The sequence below is a fragment of the Solitalea lacus genome (assembly GCF_022014595.1).
GTDB lineage: Bacteria > Bacteroidota > Bacteroidia > Sphingobacteriales > Sphingobacteriaceae > Solitalea > Solitalea lacus.
In genome coordinates, this window is sequence record NZ_CP091740.1 from 1953305 (window position 1) to 1969732 (window position 16428).

Here is a 16428-nt window from a genome sequence, read left to right on the forward strand (position 1 = left end):
TTAATTTCTATAATGTAAGCATTAAGACGCAAGTCTTAGTAATAAAAGAAAGTTACTAAGGGCGCACGGGGGATGCCTTGGCTCTCAGAGGCGATGAAGGACGTGATAAGCTGCGATAAGCATCGGGGATTGGCAAATACGAATTGATCCGATGATTTCCGAATGGGGAAACCTAATCAGTTGAAGACTGATTGTAAAATACGCTAACCTGCCGAACTGAAACATCTAAGTAAGCAGAGGAAGAGAAAACAATAGTGATTTCGTAAGTAGTGGCGAGCGAACGCGAAAGAGCCCAAACCTATATTGTTACGGCAATATGGGGGTTGTAGGACAGTGCCGTGGACTTAACAAAAGAACAAGAATGCTTTGGGAAGAGCAGCCATAGAACGTGACAGCCGTGTATTGGTAAGATTGTTATACCTAACTGTATCCTGAGTACCGCGAGGTCGGAGACGCCTTGTGGGAATCTGCCAGCACCATCTGGTAAGGCTAAATACTACTGAGAGACCGATAGTGAACAAGTACTGTGAAGGAAAGGTGAAAAGAACCCCGAACAGGGGAGTGCAATAGAACCTGAAACCGTGCGCTTACAAGCGGTCGGAGCAGCGTAAGCTGTGACGGCGTGCCTTTTGCATAATGAGCCTACGAGTTACTTCTCACTGGCAAGGTTAAGGATTTCAGATCCGGAGCCGAAGCGAAAGCGAGTCTGAATAGGGCGCATAGTCAGTGGGAGTAGACGCGAAACCTTGTGATCTACCCTTGAGCAGGATGAAGTTGCAGTAACATGTAATGGAGGTCCGAACCGGTTTACGTTGAAAAGTATTCGGATGACTTGAGGGTAGGGGTGAAAGGCTAATCAAACTGGGAAATAGCTCGTACTCTCCGAAATGTTTTTAGGAACAGCCTGGCGGTTGAGTGTGCTAGAGGTAGAGCTACTAATTGGATGCGGGGGAGTCAAATCCTACCAAATCCAGATAAACTCCGAATGCTAGACACATATACGCTGGAGTGAGGCTTTGGGTGCTAAGGTCCAAGGCCGAGAGGGAAAGAACCCAGACCATCAGCTAAGGTCCCCAAATATATACTAAGTTGAACTAACGGGGTCCGATTGCATAGACAGCTAGGATGTTGGCTTGGAAGCAGCCATTCATTTAAAGAGTGCGTAACAGCTCACTAGTCGAGCGATCGGGCATGGATAATAATCGGGCATCAAGTATATTACCGAAGCTATGGATAATACTCTGTATTATGGTAGGAGAGCATTCTAACAGCGGTGAAGGTATTTCGTCAGAAATGCTGGAGCGGTTAGAAAAGCAAATGTAGGCATAAGTAACGATAATGCAGGCGAGAAACCTGCACACCGAAAGACTAAGGTTTCCTGATCAACGCTAATCGGATTAGGGTTAGTCGGGGCCTAAGGTGTAGCCGAAGGGCGAAGCCGATGGACAATGGGTTAATATTCCCATACTATCTATAATTGTGACGGGGAGACGCAGTGGTGAAAGATCCGCGAACTGACGGAATAGTTCGTTAAAGGCCGTACCTATATCATTCATAGGCAAATCCGTGAGTGATGGAGAAAGCTGAAAGTACCGCAAACCTACGGGGGCGCGGATAGTGATCCTAAAGGCTGCCGAGAAAATCCTCTAAACTTCAGGTTATAGATACCCGTACCGCAAACCGACACAGGTAGTCGAGGAGAGAATCCTAAGGTGCTCGAGTGAATCATGGCTAAGGAACTCGGCAAAATGGCCCTGTAACTTCGGGAGAAGGGGCGCCCCTTAACGGGGGCCGCAGTGAAAAGGTCCAGGCGACTGTTTAACAAAAACACATGGCTTTGCAAAATCGAAAGATGAGGTATAAGGCCTGACACCTGCCCGGTGCTGGAAGGTTAAGAGGGGATGTTAGTCCGAAAGGGCGAAGCATTGAATCGAAGCCCCAGTAAACGGCGGCCGTAACTATAACGGTCCTAAGGTAGCGAAATTCCTTGTCGGGTAAGTTCCGACCTGCACGAATGGTGTAACGATCTGGACGCTGTCTCAGCCATGAGCTCGGTGAAATTGTGGTATCGGTGAAGACGCCGGTTACCCGCAACGGGACGGAAAGACCCCATGCACCTTCACTACAACTTCACATTGACATTGGGTACAGGATGTGTAGGATAGGTGGGAGACTATGAAGCGGGTTCGCTAGGATTCGTGGAGTCAACGTTGAAATACCACCCTTTCTGTATTCGGTGTCTAACCCCGCGGACGTGGGGGACATTGTGTGGTGGGTAGTTTGACTGGGGTGGTCGCCTCCAAAAGAGTAACGGAGGCTTTCAAAGGTATGCTCAGTACGCTTGGTAACCGTACGTGGAGTGCAATAGCAAAAGCATGCTTGACTGTGAGGCCGACAAGCCGATCAGGTACGAAAGTAGGATATAGTGATCCGGTGGTTCTGCATGGAAGGGCCATCGCTCAAAGGATAAAAGGTACGCTGGGGATAACAGGCTGATCTCCCCCAAGAGCTCATATCGACGGGGAGGTTTGGCACCTCGATGTCGGCTCGTCACATCCTGGGGCTGGAGAAGGTCCCAAGGGTTCGGCTGTTCGCCGATTAAAGTGGCACGCGAGCTGGGTTCAGAACGTCGCGAGACAGTTCGGTCCCTATCTGTTGTGGGCGTAGGATATTTGAGTGGACCTGACCTTAGTACGAGAGGACCGGGTTGGACGAACCGCTAGTGAATCAGTTATGGCGCCAGCTGTACTGCTGAGTAGCTACGTTCGGTCGAGATAAGCGCTGAAAGCATCTAAGTGCGAAACTCACCACAAGATGAGATATCCATACAGGATCGTGGAAGATGACCACGTTGATAGGCTACAGATGTAAAGGTGGTAACATCACAGTCGAGTAGTACTAATTCTCCGAAACTTTCTGAAAAGAAAGCCTCGTTTACCAAAAAACAGCAGTAACTTCTTTCAACAATATGTCGAAACAGAACTGAAAAGATATTCAGGTGCCTATATCGGCGGTGTCCACCTCTTCCCATTCCGAACAGAGCAGTTAAGCCCGCCAGAGCCGATGGTACTGCCGTAACAGGTGGGAGAGTAGGTCGGTGCCGATTTTTATACGAAGGGAACCCCCATAGGGTTCCCTTTGCTTGTTTATACACCTGAGGTCTATTCAGGACCAATAAAGTCAAGGATCAAGCGGAAAAGTTGGGGGATAGCATAAAAACTATTTTCTTTGCAGCTTATGCAGGGTGAAGATTTACGTTTAGTCCATTTAATACTTCCAACAGGGATCTTAGATTATTTTAGCATTTCCAAGGTTGCTCACTCGGAGCAAACAATTCATATTCATTTACAGGAAAAGAATGAAAAGCCAGAGGAATACCGTCATGAACGGTTAACTTCCAAAGGTTTTTTTGATGAAATTCAGGTTCAGGATTTTCCCATCCGTGGCAAAGCGGTTTATTTGTTAATCAAGCGGCGAAGATGGATCAATGAAAGTACGGGAGAGATCGTGTTCAGAAATTGGGAACATGTAGCCAAAGGAACGCGAATGACCAAGGAATTCGCGGCTTTTTTAAAAGCTATTGCTCGACACCAAGCCCGTTAGCTGTAAAAGTGTCGGAGACTACTATAACGTGGATGGAAAGCTATTAGAGGAACAATATGTTCATTTCTTAAGCGATTATTTGATCTGGGATCAGCGGGAACACGCCGAAGAATGGATGCTGTTCGAAGAAAACCTGGGAGAATGCATCAGCATCGATGAAACGGCTCTGTCCCAGGGAGAACTGTACACGGTCATTACCAACAAGGCCGCCAAGGGAAAAAAAGGAGCTTTAATTGCCCTGGTAAAAGGCACCAATAGTGAGGATGTCAGGAAGGTGCTGGAACGCATCTCGCCTCGAAAAAGAAACAACGTAAAAGAGGTGACCCTGGACATGGCTCCAACCATGGAAAGAATTGCCAAGTATTCCTTTCCGAAAGCAAGTTTGGTCACCGACCGGTTTCATGTCCAAAAACTGGCTTATGAGGCGGTTCAGGAAATGCGGATTCACTATCGATGGCAAGCCCTTGAACAGGAGAACAAGGAGATCGAGCTGGGAAAGGAAACTGGAATGAAGTACCGCCCAGAAGTGCTTGACAACGGCGATACGATGAAACAGTTGCTGGCCAGAAGCCGGTATCTCTTGTTCAAAGCAGAAAGCAAATGGACGCCCACCCAAAGAAGACGAGCGGAGCTCTTATTCGAAAGATATCCCGATTTAGAAAGAGCCTATGAACTGGCCATGCATCTTGGAAGGGTGTTCCATTCCACTAAAGACAAAGGACTGGGCTTTACAAGGCTTGCCCAATGGTACGATAAAGTGGAGAAAGCCGGATTTAAGTCCTTCAATACGGTAGCCCGGTCCATACAATATCACTACCTGACCATTCTGAATTACTTCGACAACCGCAGTACCAATGCTTCGGCCGAGTCTTTTAATGCCAAGATCAAAGCCTTCCGCTCTGCCTTTAGAGGCGTTAGAAATATTAGCTTCTTCCTCTTTAGATTATCGAATATCTATGCCTGAAAAAATTATCCCACAGATTTTCCGCTTGATCCAAAGTCAATTAGTCTTTTTAATCGATCGTTGTACCTCGCCGTAAGTCGGAACTTGCTGCTTTTGTAATACTATACTTTTAGATTGATCGTTTTAGTTATGTAATTTTATTTTAACGAATTAATTTATTTGCATGAAGCACTATTTATTAATTATAGGGATATTTTTCTCTATTAACCTTTTGGGACAAGCCAATGAAATCAATCCACAAGAAAAATTTGCGGTACTAAAAGGAAAAGTAAAAAACAATAAAGAGCAGGAATGGAGCATTTGCTTGATCGGTTACTTTAATAATTCTATTCAGACTATACCGATTGACAAAAAAGGCTGCTTTGAAACTAAAATTAAACTTACAGACGAGTACCAAGATGTGTACCTCTACTTAAATAACGAAGCCTATATTCAATATTTAAAACCCAATGACTCTTTAGAAATTAATTGGGATGCTAACGATTTCACAAACAGTTTTGAAATAAAAAGTAAAAACAATATCCGCAACCGGGAAATTCAGCTTTTAATGGGTTTGCATCAGGAATTCTGGAAGGATTTTCTTAAACTGAACAAGGAGCTATACGAAATCAAATCTTCCGACTCTGTTAAATTTTCAAAAATTAACACACTTTACAATAAAGAGATTAATTTTTTGCTAAAAGATGGAATTATAAAAGGAACATCAGAAAAAATTGCTTGTGATATTTATTTCAGATACACATCTGTATTGCAAAGTGAAAGACTTTTACCGCATTATTATTTGAAAATAACCACGCCTACAGAGATCAGCAATAAAGTTGCTGTTCTTTATAACAAGGAACCTTATAAAATACTGTCAGAATGGTATTTTAATCAATCTAATGAATACAGAAACTTCATATTCAATTATATCCGATTTTTTAGACCATTTGATATCGAAATTCCTGATGGAGGTATTTCAGAGGAAGCCCCAAACAAAGCACCATTTTCACCTTGTTGGAAGGATTACTACTTCGGCTTAGCAAATATTTCCCTTTATGAAATACGCGACTGGTACGTAACTAAATGTATTATGTTGGGCTTTTATTATTATTCGTTTAACGAAGTCGAGGCAGTTTATAAAGATTTTTTACCTCGTGCAAAAACTAAGGAATACATTGATACACTCAATGCTTTCTATGCAAAGGTTAGCAAGCTAAAGCCTGGCAATTCAGCTCCTGTGTTTACACTTAAAAATGAAAAAGGTCAAACGGTATCTCTTTCAGATTTTAAAGGAAAGGCGGTTTACATCGATTTTTGGGGTGTGGGATGTCCACCATGTGTATCTGATATAAAAAATCACGTTCCAGCTTTGCATGAAAACAACAAGAATAAGGACATCGTATTCCTGAACATTTGTGTTGATGTTGATGAAACTATATGGAAGTCGAACCTAGATAAGCTTAATTTACATGGAGTAAACTTACTTGCTGAAGGTTGGACGAGACATCCTGTTTGTAGAGATTATGGAATTACAGGAATACCTCATTATGTATTAATTGATAAGGATGGAAAAATTGTAAACAACAACGCTCCACGACCATATCAAAAAGAAGAATTGCAAAAAGCCTTGGATGAGGTTTTGGCTAATTAAAACAGGTGGGAGAATAAGTCTTGTGCCGATTTTTATACGAAGGGAACCCTAAGGTTCCCTTTTCTTGTTTGGAGATATTCTTTCAAGCACTGCATCCAAAGCACCGTTGCTTCTACTTGTAAGTAAAAGCTGGGTGTTCAATACTTACTCTATAAAGCAAAATTAAGATGATTGCTGTTGGATAAAGCGTTTCAGCTTTGCAGTTAACAAGCTGTTCCCCAATTTTTTTTGAGAACCTGGTAAGAAATTCCTTCAGTACCTTCAGCTATTTGTTCTAACTCTATACTGTTTATTGAATAGGTTTTGTGTTGTTTACTGAACCAACTGTTATGAATAATGGTCAGTTTTGACTCAGCTTCTTCATAAGATGCCTGAACTAGAAAAACTGCTTCATCTGCATTGTTTAGGTGTTGCAGATGAATGCTTTTATAGCCTTCTTGTCTAAATTTCATCAGAATTTCTGGCGAAAATTCAATGATATTATTTGTAGCAAGGTTTGTTTTCATACTATTTTGGTTCTAGATGGCCTTTCAATTGTTCCTTTTCTAACAACGCTCTGAATTGTAATTCGTGATACGTGGTTAGGTTTATTCGCAATAGTGAATCAGTGCTGAGCCCGAAATAATCGGCCATGTTAACCAACACTTGTAGTGAAGGATTGGCTAAGCCATGCTCATAGCTGTTCAGCATTTCTCTGGTGATATGCAATTGTTCTGCCAATATTCCCTGACTTTTTTTAGCCCTTTTCCTTAACCACTTAATATTTGAACTCAAAAAAATCATTTGATTATTTAAATTTATTTACTAAATTATTTAGTAAAGTTTGATAAAAAAATTATCAAAAGCAATAGTTGAATAATGATTAGGAACATAGTGCATTTAGATCTCGATTCTTTTTTCGTATCAGTTGAAGTACTTAGAAACAGTAAGCTGATAGATAAACCGGTGTTAATAGGCGGCATGTCTGACCGAGGGGTAGTGGCTTCGTGCAGCTATGAAGCAAGGAGATTCGGCGTTAGATCAGCAATGCCGATGCGTATGGCTAAGATGCTCTGCCCGGATGCAATTGTTGTAAAAGGAGATATGGAAGAATACTCTCGAAAATCAGCCGAAGTGACACAGATTATCAAAGAGAGCGCACCTGTGGTCGAAAAAGCCTCTATTGATGAGCACTACCTGGATATTACCGGTATGGATAGATTTTTTGGCTGTCAGCAATGGACGCATGAGCTTAGACAACGAATTATTAAAGAAACAGGGTTGCCAATTTCTTTCGGATTATCGGTAAATAAAACGGTTGCCAAAGTTGCTACAGGTGAGGCCAAGCCAAATGGTGAAAAGTTTGTTGAATCACCTTTAGTAAAATCATTCTTAAATCCGCTTTCAATTATAAAGCTACCTGGAGTAGGAGGGAAAACTTATCAGTTATTGAGGAGTATGGGCATTGACAAAATACATACGCTGGCTCATATTGCACCCGAACAGTTGTACCAAGTATTGGGTGAAAATGGTATTACTATATGGCAAAAGGCAAACGGTATTGATGAATCGCCGGTCATTCCTTATACGGAGCGAAAATCTATAAGCACTGAAACCACCTTCGACAAAGACACAATCAATGTAGAATACCTGAATCAGCTCTTACAAGCTATGGTAATGGAGCTTGCATTTGAGCTTCGAAAAGAAAAACGACTGACTTCATGTGTTACGGTAAAATTGCGGTATTCAAATTTTGATACAGAAACCAAGCAAGCCAGGATATCTTATACAGCACTTGATAAACCATTAATAGATATTACCCGCGAACTTTTTAATAAACTGTATTCGAGGCGAATGCTGGTACGTTTGATTGGTGTTCGGTTTTCTCATTTGGTAACGGGATTTGAGCAAATTAATCTGTTTAGCGAGTCTGTTGAACAATACAATCTTTTTCAGGCAATGGATAAAATACGTAAGCGTTTTGGTGAAAAGGCCATTACTATAGCAGGGATACTTCAATAATAAGTCATGTATTTAAATTGTCATAGTTGGTTTAGCTTGCGGTACGGTGTTTTGAGCTTGGAACGTTTGATTGAATTAGCCCGGGAAAATAGTGTTGAGTGTTTGACCTTAACGGACATAAATAATTCAACCGGAAGCTGGCAATTTGTAAAAGAGTGTGTGGAAGCTGGCATAAAACCATTGATAGGAATTGAATTCAGACGCGATGGTCAGTTGCTATATATTGGCATAGCTAAAAATAATGAAGGGTTCAGAGAGTTGAATGAGTTTCTTACCCGCTTTAATCTTTCAAAAACAGAGTTGCCTGATCAGCCGGATGACTTTGCGAATGCTTATATAATTTACCCGTTTGCCACATCAAAAGCAGATAAGCTTAGAGAGAATGAATTTATCGGGATACGAGCCACTGAGTTGAATAAATTATTTGGTAAACCTCTGAATGATTTGTGTGAACGGCTGGTCATTCTGCATCCTGTTACATTTGAAGATAAGCATGGCCGTTTTTTGCATGCCCATTTGCGTGCAATTGATTTCAATATACTTTTTAGCAAGTTGCAGGCTGGCGATGTTGCTGCAGAAGATGAGTTTATATTACCGCAAAGTCAGCTGTTAAATCGGTTTGAAAACTATCCTTTTATTATAGAAAATACCCGCAAACTTCTCGATGGATGTCAGGTAGAATTTAATTTTAAAGAATCGAAGAATAAAAAGCGGTTTACTAACAGTTTTTATGAGGATAAGGATTTACTGAGAAACCTGACCTATGAAGGGTTAATGTATAGGTACGGGGCTCATAATTTTGTGGCTCAAAAACGTGTTGAGCAAGAACTGGAAATTATTAATAACCTGGGCTTCGCTTCTTACTTCTTAATTACGCATGACATTGTACGCTATACAATGCAAAAGGGCTTTTACCATGTGGGAAGAGGATCCGGCGCTAACAGTGTAGTGGCCTATTGTCTTAAAATTACAGATGTAGATCCGATTGAACTCGATTTATACTTTGAACGTTTTCTGAACCCCAAACGCTCAGTACCGCCTGATTTTGATATTGATTATTCCTGGGATCAGCGCGATGCTGTCCATCAATACATTTTTAATAAATACGGGAAAGATCATACAGCGTTATTGGGCACCATGAGTACCTTTCAGGGAAGTTCAATTATCCGTGAGTTGGGGAAAGTTTATGGTTTACCCAAAGAAGAAATTGATGAACTAGTCGATTTTCCACACAAAGTATGGAATAGAAATGATATTACCCGTAGGATTATCCGGCTACGGGATTCAATGCATAATATGCCGAATCAGCGGTCTATTCATGCCGGGGGTGTATTGATTTCAGACAAACCCTTAACTTATTACACTGCACTTGATTTACCGCCTAAAGGCCTTCCAACAGTGCAATGGGATATGTATGCTGCTGAAAGCATCGGATTTGAGAAGTTTGATATTTTGAGTCAGCGAGGCATTGGACATATAAAAGAAGCCGTTGATATCATTAGGGAGAATTGCCGTGTTGCAATAGATATCCATAATGTAGCTGTAATTAAAGAAGATATCGCGGTACGGCAACAACTTAAACAGGGGGACTCTATTGGGTGTTTTTATGTTGAAAGTCCGGCGATGCGCGGTTTGCTGAAAAAACTTACCTGTGATGATTACCTAACTTTGGTAGCTGCCAGCTCTATTATCCGGCCTGGAGTGGCAAAATCAGGGATGATGCGCCAGTATATACAACGCTATCATGAACCTGAAAAGATAGAATACCTGCATCCGGTAATGAAGGAACAGCTGCAGGAAACTTTTGGAGTGATGGTTTATCAAGAGGATGTGCTAAAGGTTTGCCATCATTATGCCGGTTTGGATTTAGCTGATGCCGATGTATTACGTAGGGCAATGAGCGGTAAATATCGGTCGAGTAAAGAGTTTGACCGGATTGTAGAACGATTTTTTGAAGGAAGCAATGCTTTGGGCAGGCCTGAGGCAACAACCCGAGAGGTATGGCGCCAGGTGGAGTCCTTTGCAGGCTATAGTTTCTCTAAAGCACATTCCGCTTCGTTTGCAGTGGAAAGCTTCCAGAGTTTGTACTTGAAGGCCTATTTCCCAAAAGAGTTTATGGTCGCTGTCATTAATAATTTTGGTGGTTTTTACCGTACGTGGGTCTATGTTCATGAGGCCCGAAAAGCTGGTTGTGAAATTCAGAATCCTTGTGTGAATGAAAGTGAGGTTTATACTTGTATTAAAGGATCAGATGTTTACCTGGGTTTTATTCATATAGCTAATCTTGAAGGGCATTTTGCAAATGCAATTGTGGAAGAGCGTCATCGAAACGGGCCTTATGCCGATTTGGAAGAATTTGTTCATCGTACTGAAATTACCTTGGATCAAGTACTATTGCTTATCCGTTTAAATGCTTTCAGGTTTACCGGTAAAGGTAAAAAGGAATTATTATGGGAGGTATATAATTACTTGGGGCATAAAAAAGCCAGGCGAGAGGATAATCGATTATTTATTCAGCCTACTAAGAAATATAGACTGCCTGAGTTGGAGCATTCAGCTTTGGAAGATGCATTTGACGAAATAGAACTGTTGGGCTTTCCGGTGAGTATGAATCATTTTGAATTGCTGAAAACGAGGTATCGAGGAAATGTCTTTACCAAAGATTTAATGAATTATGTTGGACAGACAGTACGAATGGTGGGGAATTTCGTAACCTATAAGCCTGTAAAAACGGTAAAAAATGAGATGATGTATTTCGGGACTTTCTTTGATGCCTATGCTGACTTTTTTGATACCACACATTTTCCGGCAGCAGCGCTTGAGATGCCTTTTAGAGGTGGCGGTTGTTATTTGATAGAAGGTAAAGTAGTTGAAGAGTTCGGGTTTCCGAGTTTAGAAGTAGAAAAATTTGCCAAACTTGAAACGGTAAAAGATCCCAGGTTTTAAGCTATTTAAAAGTTTATATTATTAGCAGTTTACTTATTAAATGATAGCTAAACCGATGCTATGTTCTTATATTTGAGTTAAACCAGTAGGTTTTATGAATGGAAATACTCATCATCTTTTTACTCATTTTGTTAAATGGCATGTTCGCAATGTCGGAAATTGCGATGGTCTCTATTAAAAAAGGCAGATTAGAACGACTGGCGCAAAGAGGTGATGTTACTGCCCAAAAAGCCTTGGATCTCGCCAAAAATCCCAGTAAGTTTTTATCGACGGTACAAATAGGCATTACCCTTATAGGGATTTTAACAGGTATCTACAGTGGTGAAAAAATTACGGGCGACTTACAAGCCTATTTTAGTCAATTTCAGCTATTAGAACCCTATAGTAAAATGCTTTCAATAGGCGTTATAGTGATAATTCTTACTTTCTTTTCTTTGGTATTAGGTGAATTGGTTCCTAAACAATTGGGTTTGATTATGCCTGAAACCATTTCGAGAGTTTTAGCCTACCCAATGTATTGGATTTCGGTTATTGCAGCTCCTTTTATCTGGCTGTTAACAGTTACTACGGAGTTTATTATCAATGTTTTTAAAATCAGGCAATCATCAGAAGGGCAGGTAACAGAGGAGGAAATAAAAGCCATTATTCAGGAAGGAACTGACACCGGTGTAGTTCAGGAAATTGAGCAGGGAATAATGGAAAATGTTTTTCATTTGGGAGATAGAAAGGTAAAGTCATTAATGACCCAGCGGTTTGATGTGGCTTGGATTGATATTAATCTATCAATCCCTGAATTGAAAGAATTGATTGCTAATTCGCCTTATAAATCGTTTCCGGTTTGCGATAAACAATTGGATAATGTTTTAGGGATCCTGCATTCAAAAGAAATGCTGAATGCGTTGCTCAAAGAAAATATATTTAATATTAAAGGTGTGTTGAAGCCGGCAATGTTTCTTTCTGAAAATTCTACAGCTTATAAGGCGCTTGAAAAGTTTCAGAAAATGAAAGATCATATGTCTGTGATTGTTGATGAATTTGGTACTGTGCAGGGAATATTAACGATGAATGATTTGGTGGAAGCACTGGTAGTTGACTTTACTACCCAAATGCATGAAAAACAAGAGATTATTCCAAGGGATAATAATTCGTTTTTAGTCGATGGCTCAGTTTCCTTATTAGAGTTTGCCAGGTACTTTGATATTGAACTAACAAAGGACGACGCTGTTTCAAGAGCTGATACTGTTAGTGGTATAATATTGCATTTTGTTAAGGGTATTCCTGATACAGGATTTAAAATTGAATGGAAAAATTTAACCTTGGAGGTGATTGATATGGATGGAAGAAGAATTGATAAGATTCTGGTAACCAAGAATATTCCTTAAAGTTGAAAGTTCTTTATTAAATTATTGTATTTGAGTATTTTAGGTAAATTTTTTCTGCCTGATGTATGTTCAAACGCTTCCGGAGGTAACAACAAAAAGCACAAGAATTGTTGCGGTTGATTTGTTACGGGGAGTTATCATGGTGATTATGGCGCTTGACCATACCCGCGATTATTTTAGCAATGCCGCTTTTGATCCTTTGGATATAGCACAAACTACTCCTTTCTATTATTTTACGCGTTGGATTACCCATTTATGTGCGCCTAATTTCGTTTTCTTGGCCGGAGTTGGGGCATATATGATGACTATGGCCGGAAAGTCTAAAGAGCAACTGTCATTCTTTTTATTCACAAGAGGACTATGGTTGGTATTACTTGAGTTTACGGTCGTTCGTTTAGGGTGGACCTTCAATCTCGATTACGAATTTTCGGTTGCTCAGGTTATTTGGGTTATAGGCATGTCGATGGTTTTTTTGTCGGCATTGATCTTTTTTCCGGTGAGATGGATTGGGTTTATCGGAATTGGAATGATTGTGCTGCATAATTTGCTGGATGGGTTTACCGCTAAAGATTTTGGAGACACAGGATGGCTTTGGAAAGTTGTGCATGAACGAGGTTTTATTCCATTCAATCAACATTATGGATTGCTGGCGCTTTATCCTTTAATCCCTTGGATTGGCGTAATGACTGCCGGCTATGCCTTCGGCTCATTTTATAAACAGGATGTGATTAAACGCAAGCAATGGTTTTTCTCAATCGGCTGTGGCACGATACTAGGATTCTTCATATTACGCTATTTAAACTTTTATGGGGATTTACTCCCATGGGTGCAGCAAAAGAACTCATTGCTGACTTTTCTTTCATTTATGAATGTTGAGAAATATCCTCCATCGCTATTGTTTCTCATGATCACCATTGGAATAGGTATACTTTTGTTGGCCTTGTTTGAGAATAGTATGGGCAAGTTAACCTCTTTCTTCATCGTTTACGGTCGGGTTCCTCTATTTTATTATGTTTTACACATCTACTTAATTCATATAATAGCTGTTTTAGCAGCGTGGATTACTATTAATAGAGTAGATTTTTTGTTTTCAAGTGATTTGTTTACGGGTACTAAACATGGTTATGGCTTTAATTTACTTATTGTTTATTTGTTTTGGGTCTTGGTCATATTGCTGTTATATTACCCCTGTAAATGGTTTATGAACGTTAAAAAACACTCGGGAAAGTGGTGGATTAGCTATTTGTAGTATTGTAACAGTTATTTTAATAGTCGTATTTCTTTTTGAAATATATTTTTACTCTATCTTAGTTATCCCAAACTAACCATTAAAATGCGGAAACCCTTAATTCTTTTATTAAGTATTATTCTGTTTATCAACGCTTCAAAAGCCCAACAGCAATCTCTTAATTCAGCAGGAATTTTATTAGCCTTAAAAAAACTGAATACGTTTGGAACAGCATTGTACATTGCTGCGCATCCCGACGATGAAAATACACGATTAATATCATGGCTGGCTAATGAGAAATGCGTTCGTACCGGTTATTTATCAATGACACGTGGTGACGGTGGGCAGAATCTTATTGGAGATCAGCAAGGTGAATTGCTTGGATTGATAAGAACACAAGAGTTATTGGCTGCTCGCAGGGTTGATGGTGCAGAACAGTTTTTTACACGGGCTAATGATTTTGGATTTTCAAAAAATCCTGAGGAAACCTTTAGAATTTGGAACAAGGATTCGGTTTTAGCAGATGCGGTGTGGACAATCAGAAAGTTTCGTCCGGATGTGATGATTACACGTTTTGCAACCGACGGAAGTGGTGGGCATGGTCATCATACGGCGTCGGCAATCTTGGCTGAAGAAGCTTTTGTTGCTGCTGCCGATCCCAATCGTTTTCCTGAACAATTAAAATTTGTAAAACCATGGCAAGCAAAACGCTTGCTGTATAATAATGCTGCCCGTTTTTGGAATCCAAATGCTGATATGACCGGTAATATTGCGACAGAAGTTGGTCAGTTTAACCCAATGCTGGGCAAATCATACGGAGAACTTGCCGGGGAAAGTCGTAGTATGCATAAAAGTCAGGGTTTTGGTTCGGCACGCACACGAGGTTCAGTAGTTGAATATTTTAAACCGATAAAAGGTGATGCAATTGATGCTGATATTTTTGATGGGATCGATCTATCAGCTAATAGAGTAGATGGAGCAGAAACATTTAAACAATGGGCTAAAAAAGCAGAAAGTGAGTTTTTAGCAGATGAACCTGCTACAATTGTACCTGATTTATTGGAAGCATACAAAGCTTTAGAATTAATAAATGATGACTATTGGAAAGAGCTGAAACGAAAGGAGTTGGAGAGCTTGTTGATTGCTTGTTCAGGAATCTACTTAGAAGCTACTGCTACTGAATATGCAGTCACTCCTGGTCAACCTGTTAAGTTGAACATAAGCGCCATCAATCGTTCTGATGTTTTGGTAACACTTGAAAAAATACTCTCGCCTCAAGGCGGTAATAGTTCGCCGAAAAAACAACTCGATAAAGACCAAGCACATAAAGAAGAAAAGACTTTTACACTGAATGCCAACCTCGCTTATAATAACCCCTACTGGTTAGCTGAAAAGCATTCGGAAGGATTGTTTACTGTAAAAGACAGAATGTTAATTGGTTTGGCTGAGTCGCCAGCTGCTTTGCAAGTTCAGTTTGTACTTTCTTTTAGTGGTCAGCGCATAACTATAAATAAGCCGGTACTGTATCGTTGGGTTGATCCTGTTGATGGTGAATTATATCGTCCTATGCAAATCACTCCTCCTGTAATGATTAACCTGGATGCAAAGGCGTACGTTTTTCCTAATAAGAGTTCTCGCAAAGTAAATATTGTTCTGAAAGCAGGCAAAGAAAACTGTGCGGGCTTGTTAAAACTTGATCTTCCTCAAAACTGGAGGAGTAACCCTGCTTCAATACCATTTAGCCTGCAGAATAAAGATGAGGAGCAAAACTTCGAGTTTGAAGTAATCCCACCGTCGGAGAACTCTGTTGCCTATTTAAAGGCTGTTGCAGAGATTGATGGAGTAAAATATTCGAAAGGACAAACGATTATTGATTATAAACATATTCCCATCCAAACGTTATTTCTGGAGGCAGAGGCTAAATTGGTACGTTTTGATCTGAACCGAAAAATGCAAAACATAGGTTATATAAAAGGTGCAGGAGATGAGGTTCCACATAGCCTGGAACAGTTAGGTTATCAGGTGAAATTTCTTTCAGATGCAATGTTGAGTAACGGAGTTGATTTATCTGTCTATGATGCTATTGTTGTAGGGATTAGGGCTTATAATACAAACGATAGGATGAAGCATTACTATAGCAAGCTAATGAATTATGTTAAAAATGGGGGTAATCTGATTGTTCAATATAATACCAATAATTTCATAGGCGGAGTAAAATCTGAAATCGGACCGTATCCTTTTGCTATAGGCCGCGATAGAGTAACTGATGAAGCCGCTGAAGTTCGTTTTGATTTACCAAAGCATAAAGTGCTAAACAGTCCGAATAAAATTACCGCAAATGATTTTGACGGCTGGATTCAGGAACGAGGAATCTATTTTGCTTCTGACTGGGATAAAAATTATGAAACACCATTGAGTTTAAATGATCCGAATGAAAAATCCTTATTAGGAAGCACTCTGATTACTAAATATGGAAAGGGACATTTCATTTATTCAGGATTGGCATTTTTCAGGGAATTACCGGCCGGAGTTCCCGGGGCGTACAGATTGTTTGTAAATATGATTGAGCTAGGGAAATAAATTATTGAAAGAAGCAGAGGGTAAATAAATTAGGCCCTTTTCTTCTTTCAGTTTAGATAACGACTAATTGAAATGAAGTTAAGTTGGAAAA

General features: G+C 40.2%; 10 protein-coding genes and 2 rRNA genes. 10 read left to right on the top strand and 2 right to left on the bottom strand.

Features of this window, described 5'->3' with window-relative positions; all coding sequences use genetic code 11:
- Positions 1–45: 45 nt before the first annotated feature.
- From L2B55_RS08275 to L2B55_RS08295, 5 genes are all read left to right on the top strand, one after another.
- A 23S ribosomal RNA gene (locus tag L2B55_RS08275) occupies positions 46–2921 on the top strand.
- 73 nt (positions 2922–2994) lie between these two features.
- Positions 2995–3106, top strand: a 5S ribosomal RNA gene (rrf, locus tag L2B55_RS08280).
- A 131-nt stretch (positions 3107–3237) separates the two neighbouring features.
- Positions 3238–3603 carry an ISAon1 family transposase N-terminal region protein gene (locus tag L2B55_RS08285; protein ID WP_237850067.1) on the top strand — a complete coding sequence of 122 codons (366 nt, stop codon included), beginning with the start codon at positions 3238–3240 and terminating at the stop codon, positions 3601–3603.
- Between the two features lie 28 nt (positions 3604–3631).
- Complete coding sequence (locus tag L2B55_RS08290) at positions 3632–4567, top strand: ISAon1 family transposase (RefSeq protein WP_237850068.1); 936 nt, start codon at positions 3632–3634, stop codon at positions 4565–4567.
- A 163-nt stretch (positions 4568–4730) separates the two neighbouring features.
- A complete protein-coding gene (locus tag L2B55_RS08295; protein ID WP_237850069.1) occupies positions 4731–6200 on the top strand; it encodes a TlpA family protein disulfide reductase in 1470 nt (489 codons plus the stop codon).
- A 203-nt stretch (positions 6201–6403) separates the two neighbouring features.
- Here L2B55_RS08295 and L2B55_RS08300 read toward each other — a convergent pair whose 3' ends face one another.
- Together L2B55_RS08300 and L2B55_RS08305 are read right to left on the bottom strand one after the other, a co-directional pair.
- Positions 6404–6706: a hypothetical protein gene (locus L2B55_RS08300; RefSeq protein ID WP_237850070.1), complete on the bottom strand. Its 303-nt coding sequence runs from the start codon at positions 6704–6706 to the stop codon at positions 6404–6406.
- Between the two features lies 1 nt (position 6707).
- A complete protein-coding gene (locus L2B55_RS08305) occupies positions 6708–6983 on the bottom strand; it encodes a helix-turn-helix domain-containing protein (RefSeq protein ID WP_237850071.1) in 276 nt (91 codons plus the stop codon).
- Between the two features lie 75 nt (positions 6984–7058).
- Between L2B55_RS08305 and dinB the strand changes: the two genes are divergently transcribed.
- The 5 genes from dinB to L2B55_RS08330 all read left to right on the top strand — a co-directional run bounded on the left by dinB (position 7059) and on the right by L2B55_RS08330 (position 16337).
- On the top strand, positions 7059–8201 hold the full coding sequence (gene dinB, locus L2B55_RS08310) for a DNA polymerase IV (RefSeq protein ID WP_237850072.1): 1143 nt from the start codon (positions 7059–7061) through the stop codon (positions 8199–8201).
- Positions 8202–8207: 6 nt separating this feature from the next.
- Positions 8208–11147 (top strand): DNA polymerase III subunit alpha, encoded by a 2940-nt coding sequence (locus L2B55_RS08315; protein WP_237850073.1) that lies wholly within the window; start codon positions 8208–8210, stop codon positions 11145–11147.
- 98 nt (positions 11148–11245) lie between these two features.
- Positions 11246–12529, top strand: a complete 1284-nt coding sequence (locus L2B55_RS08320; RefSeq protein ID WP_237850074.1) for a hemolysin family protein — start codon at positions 11246–11248, stop codon at positions 12527–12529.
- 61 nt (positions 12530–12590) lie between these two features.
- A complete protein-coding gene (locus tag L2B55_RS08325; protein ID WP_237850075.1) occupies positions 12591–13778 on the top strand; it encodes an acetyltransferase domain-containing protein in 1188 nt (395 codons plus the stop codon).
- Between the two features lie 84 nt (positions 13779–13862).
- Positions 13863–16337, top strand: a complete 2475-nt coding sequence (locus L2B55_RS08330) for a PIG-L family deacetylase (RefSeq protein WP_237850076.1) — start codon at positions 13863–13865, stop codon at positions 16335–16337.
- Positions 16338–16428 lie beyond the last annotated feature (91 nt).

Coding starts and splice junctions, on each gene's coding strand:
- L2B55_RS08285 (WP_237850067.1), top strand. CDS start 3,238: ATGCAGGGTGAAGATTTACGTTTAGTCCATTTAATACTTCCAACAGGG.
- L2B55_RS08295 (WP_237850069.1), top strand. CDS start 4,731: ATGAAGCACTATTTATTAATTATAGGGATATTTTTCTCTATTAACCTT.
- L2B55_RS08300 (WP_237850070.1), bottom strand. CDS start 6,706: ATGAAAACAAACCTTGCTACAAATAATATCATTGAATTTTCGCCAGAA.
- L2B55_RS08305 (WP_237850071.1), bottom strand. CDS start 6,983: ATGATTTTTTTGAGTTCAAATATTAAGTGGTTAAGGAAAAGGGCTAAA.
- dinB (WP_237850072.1), top strand. CDS start 7,059: ATGATTAGGAACATAGTGCATTTAGATCTCGATTCTTTTTTCGTATCA.
- L2B55_RS08315 (WP_237850073.1), top strand. CDS start 8,208: ATGTATTTAAATTGTCATAGTTGGTTTAGCTTGCGGTACGGTGTTTTG.
- L2B55_RS08320 (WP_237850074.1), top strand. CDS start 11,246: ATGGAAATACTCATCATCTTTTTACTCATTTTGTTAAATGGCATGTTC.
- L2B55_RS08325 (WP_237850075.1), top strand. CDS start 12,591: ATGTATGTTCAAACGCTTCCGGAGGTAACAACAAAAAGCACAAGAATT.
- L2B55_RS08330 (WP_237850076.1), top strand. CDS start 13,863: ATGCGGAAACCCTTAATTCTTTTATTAAGTATTATTCTGTTTATCAAC.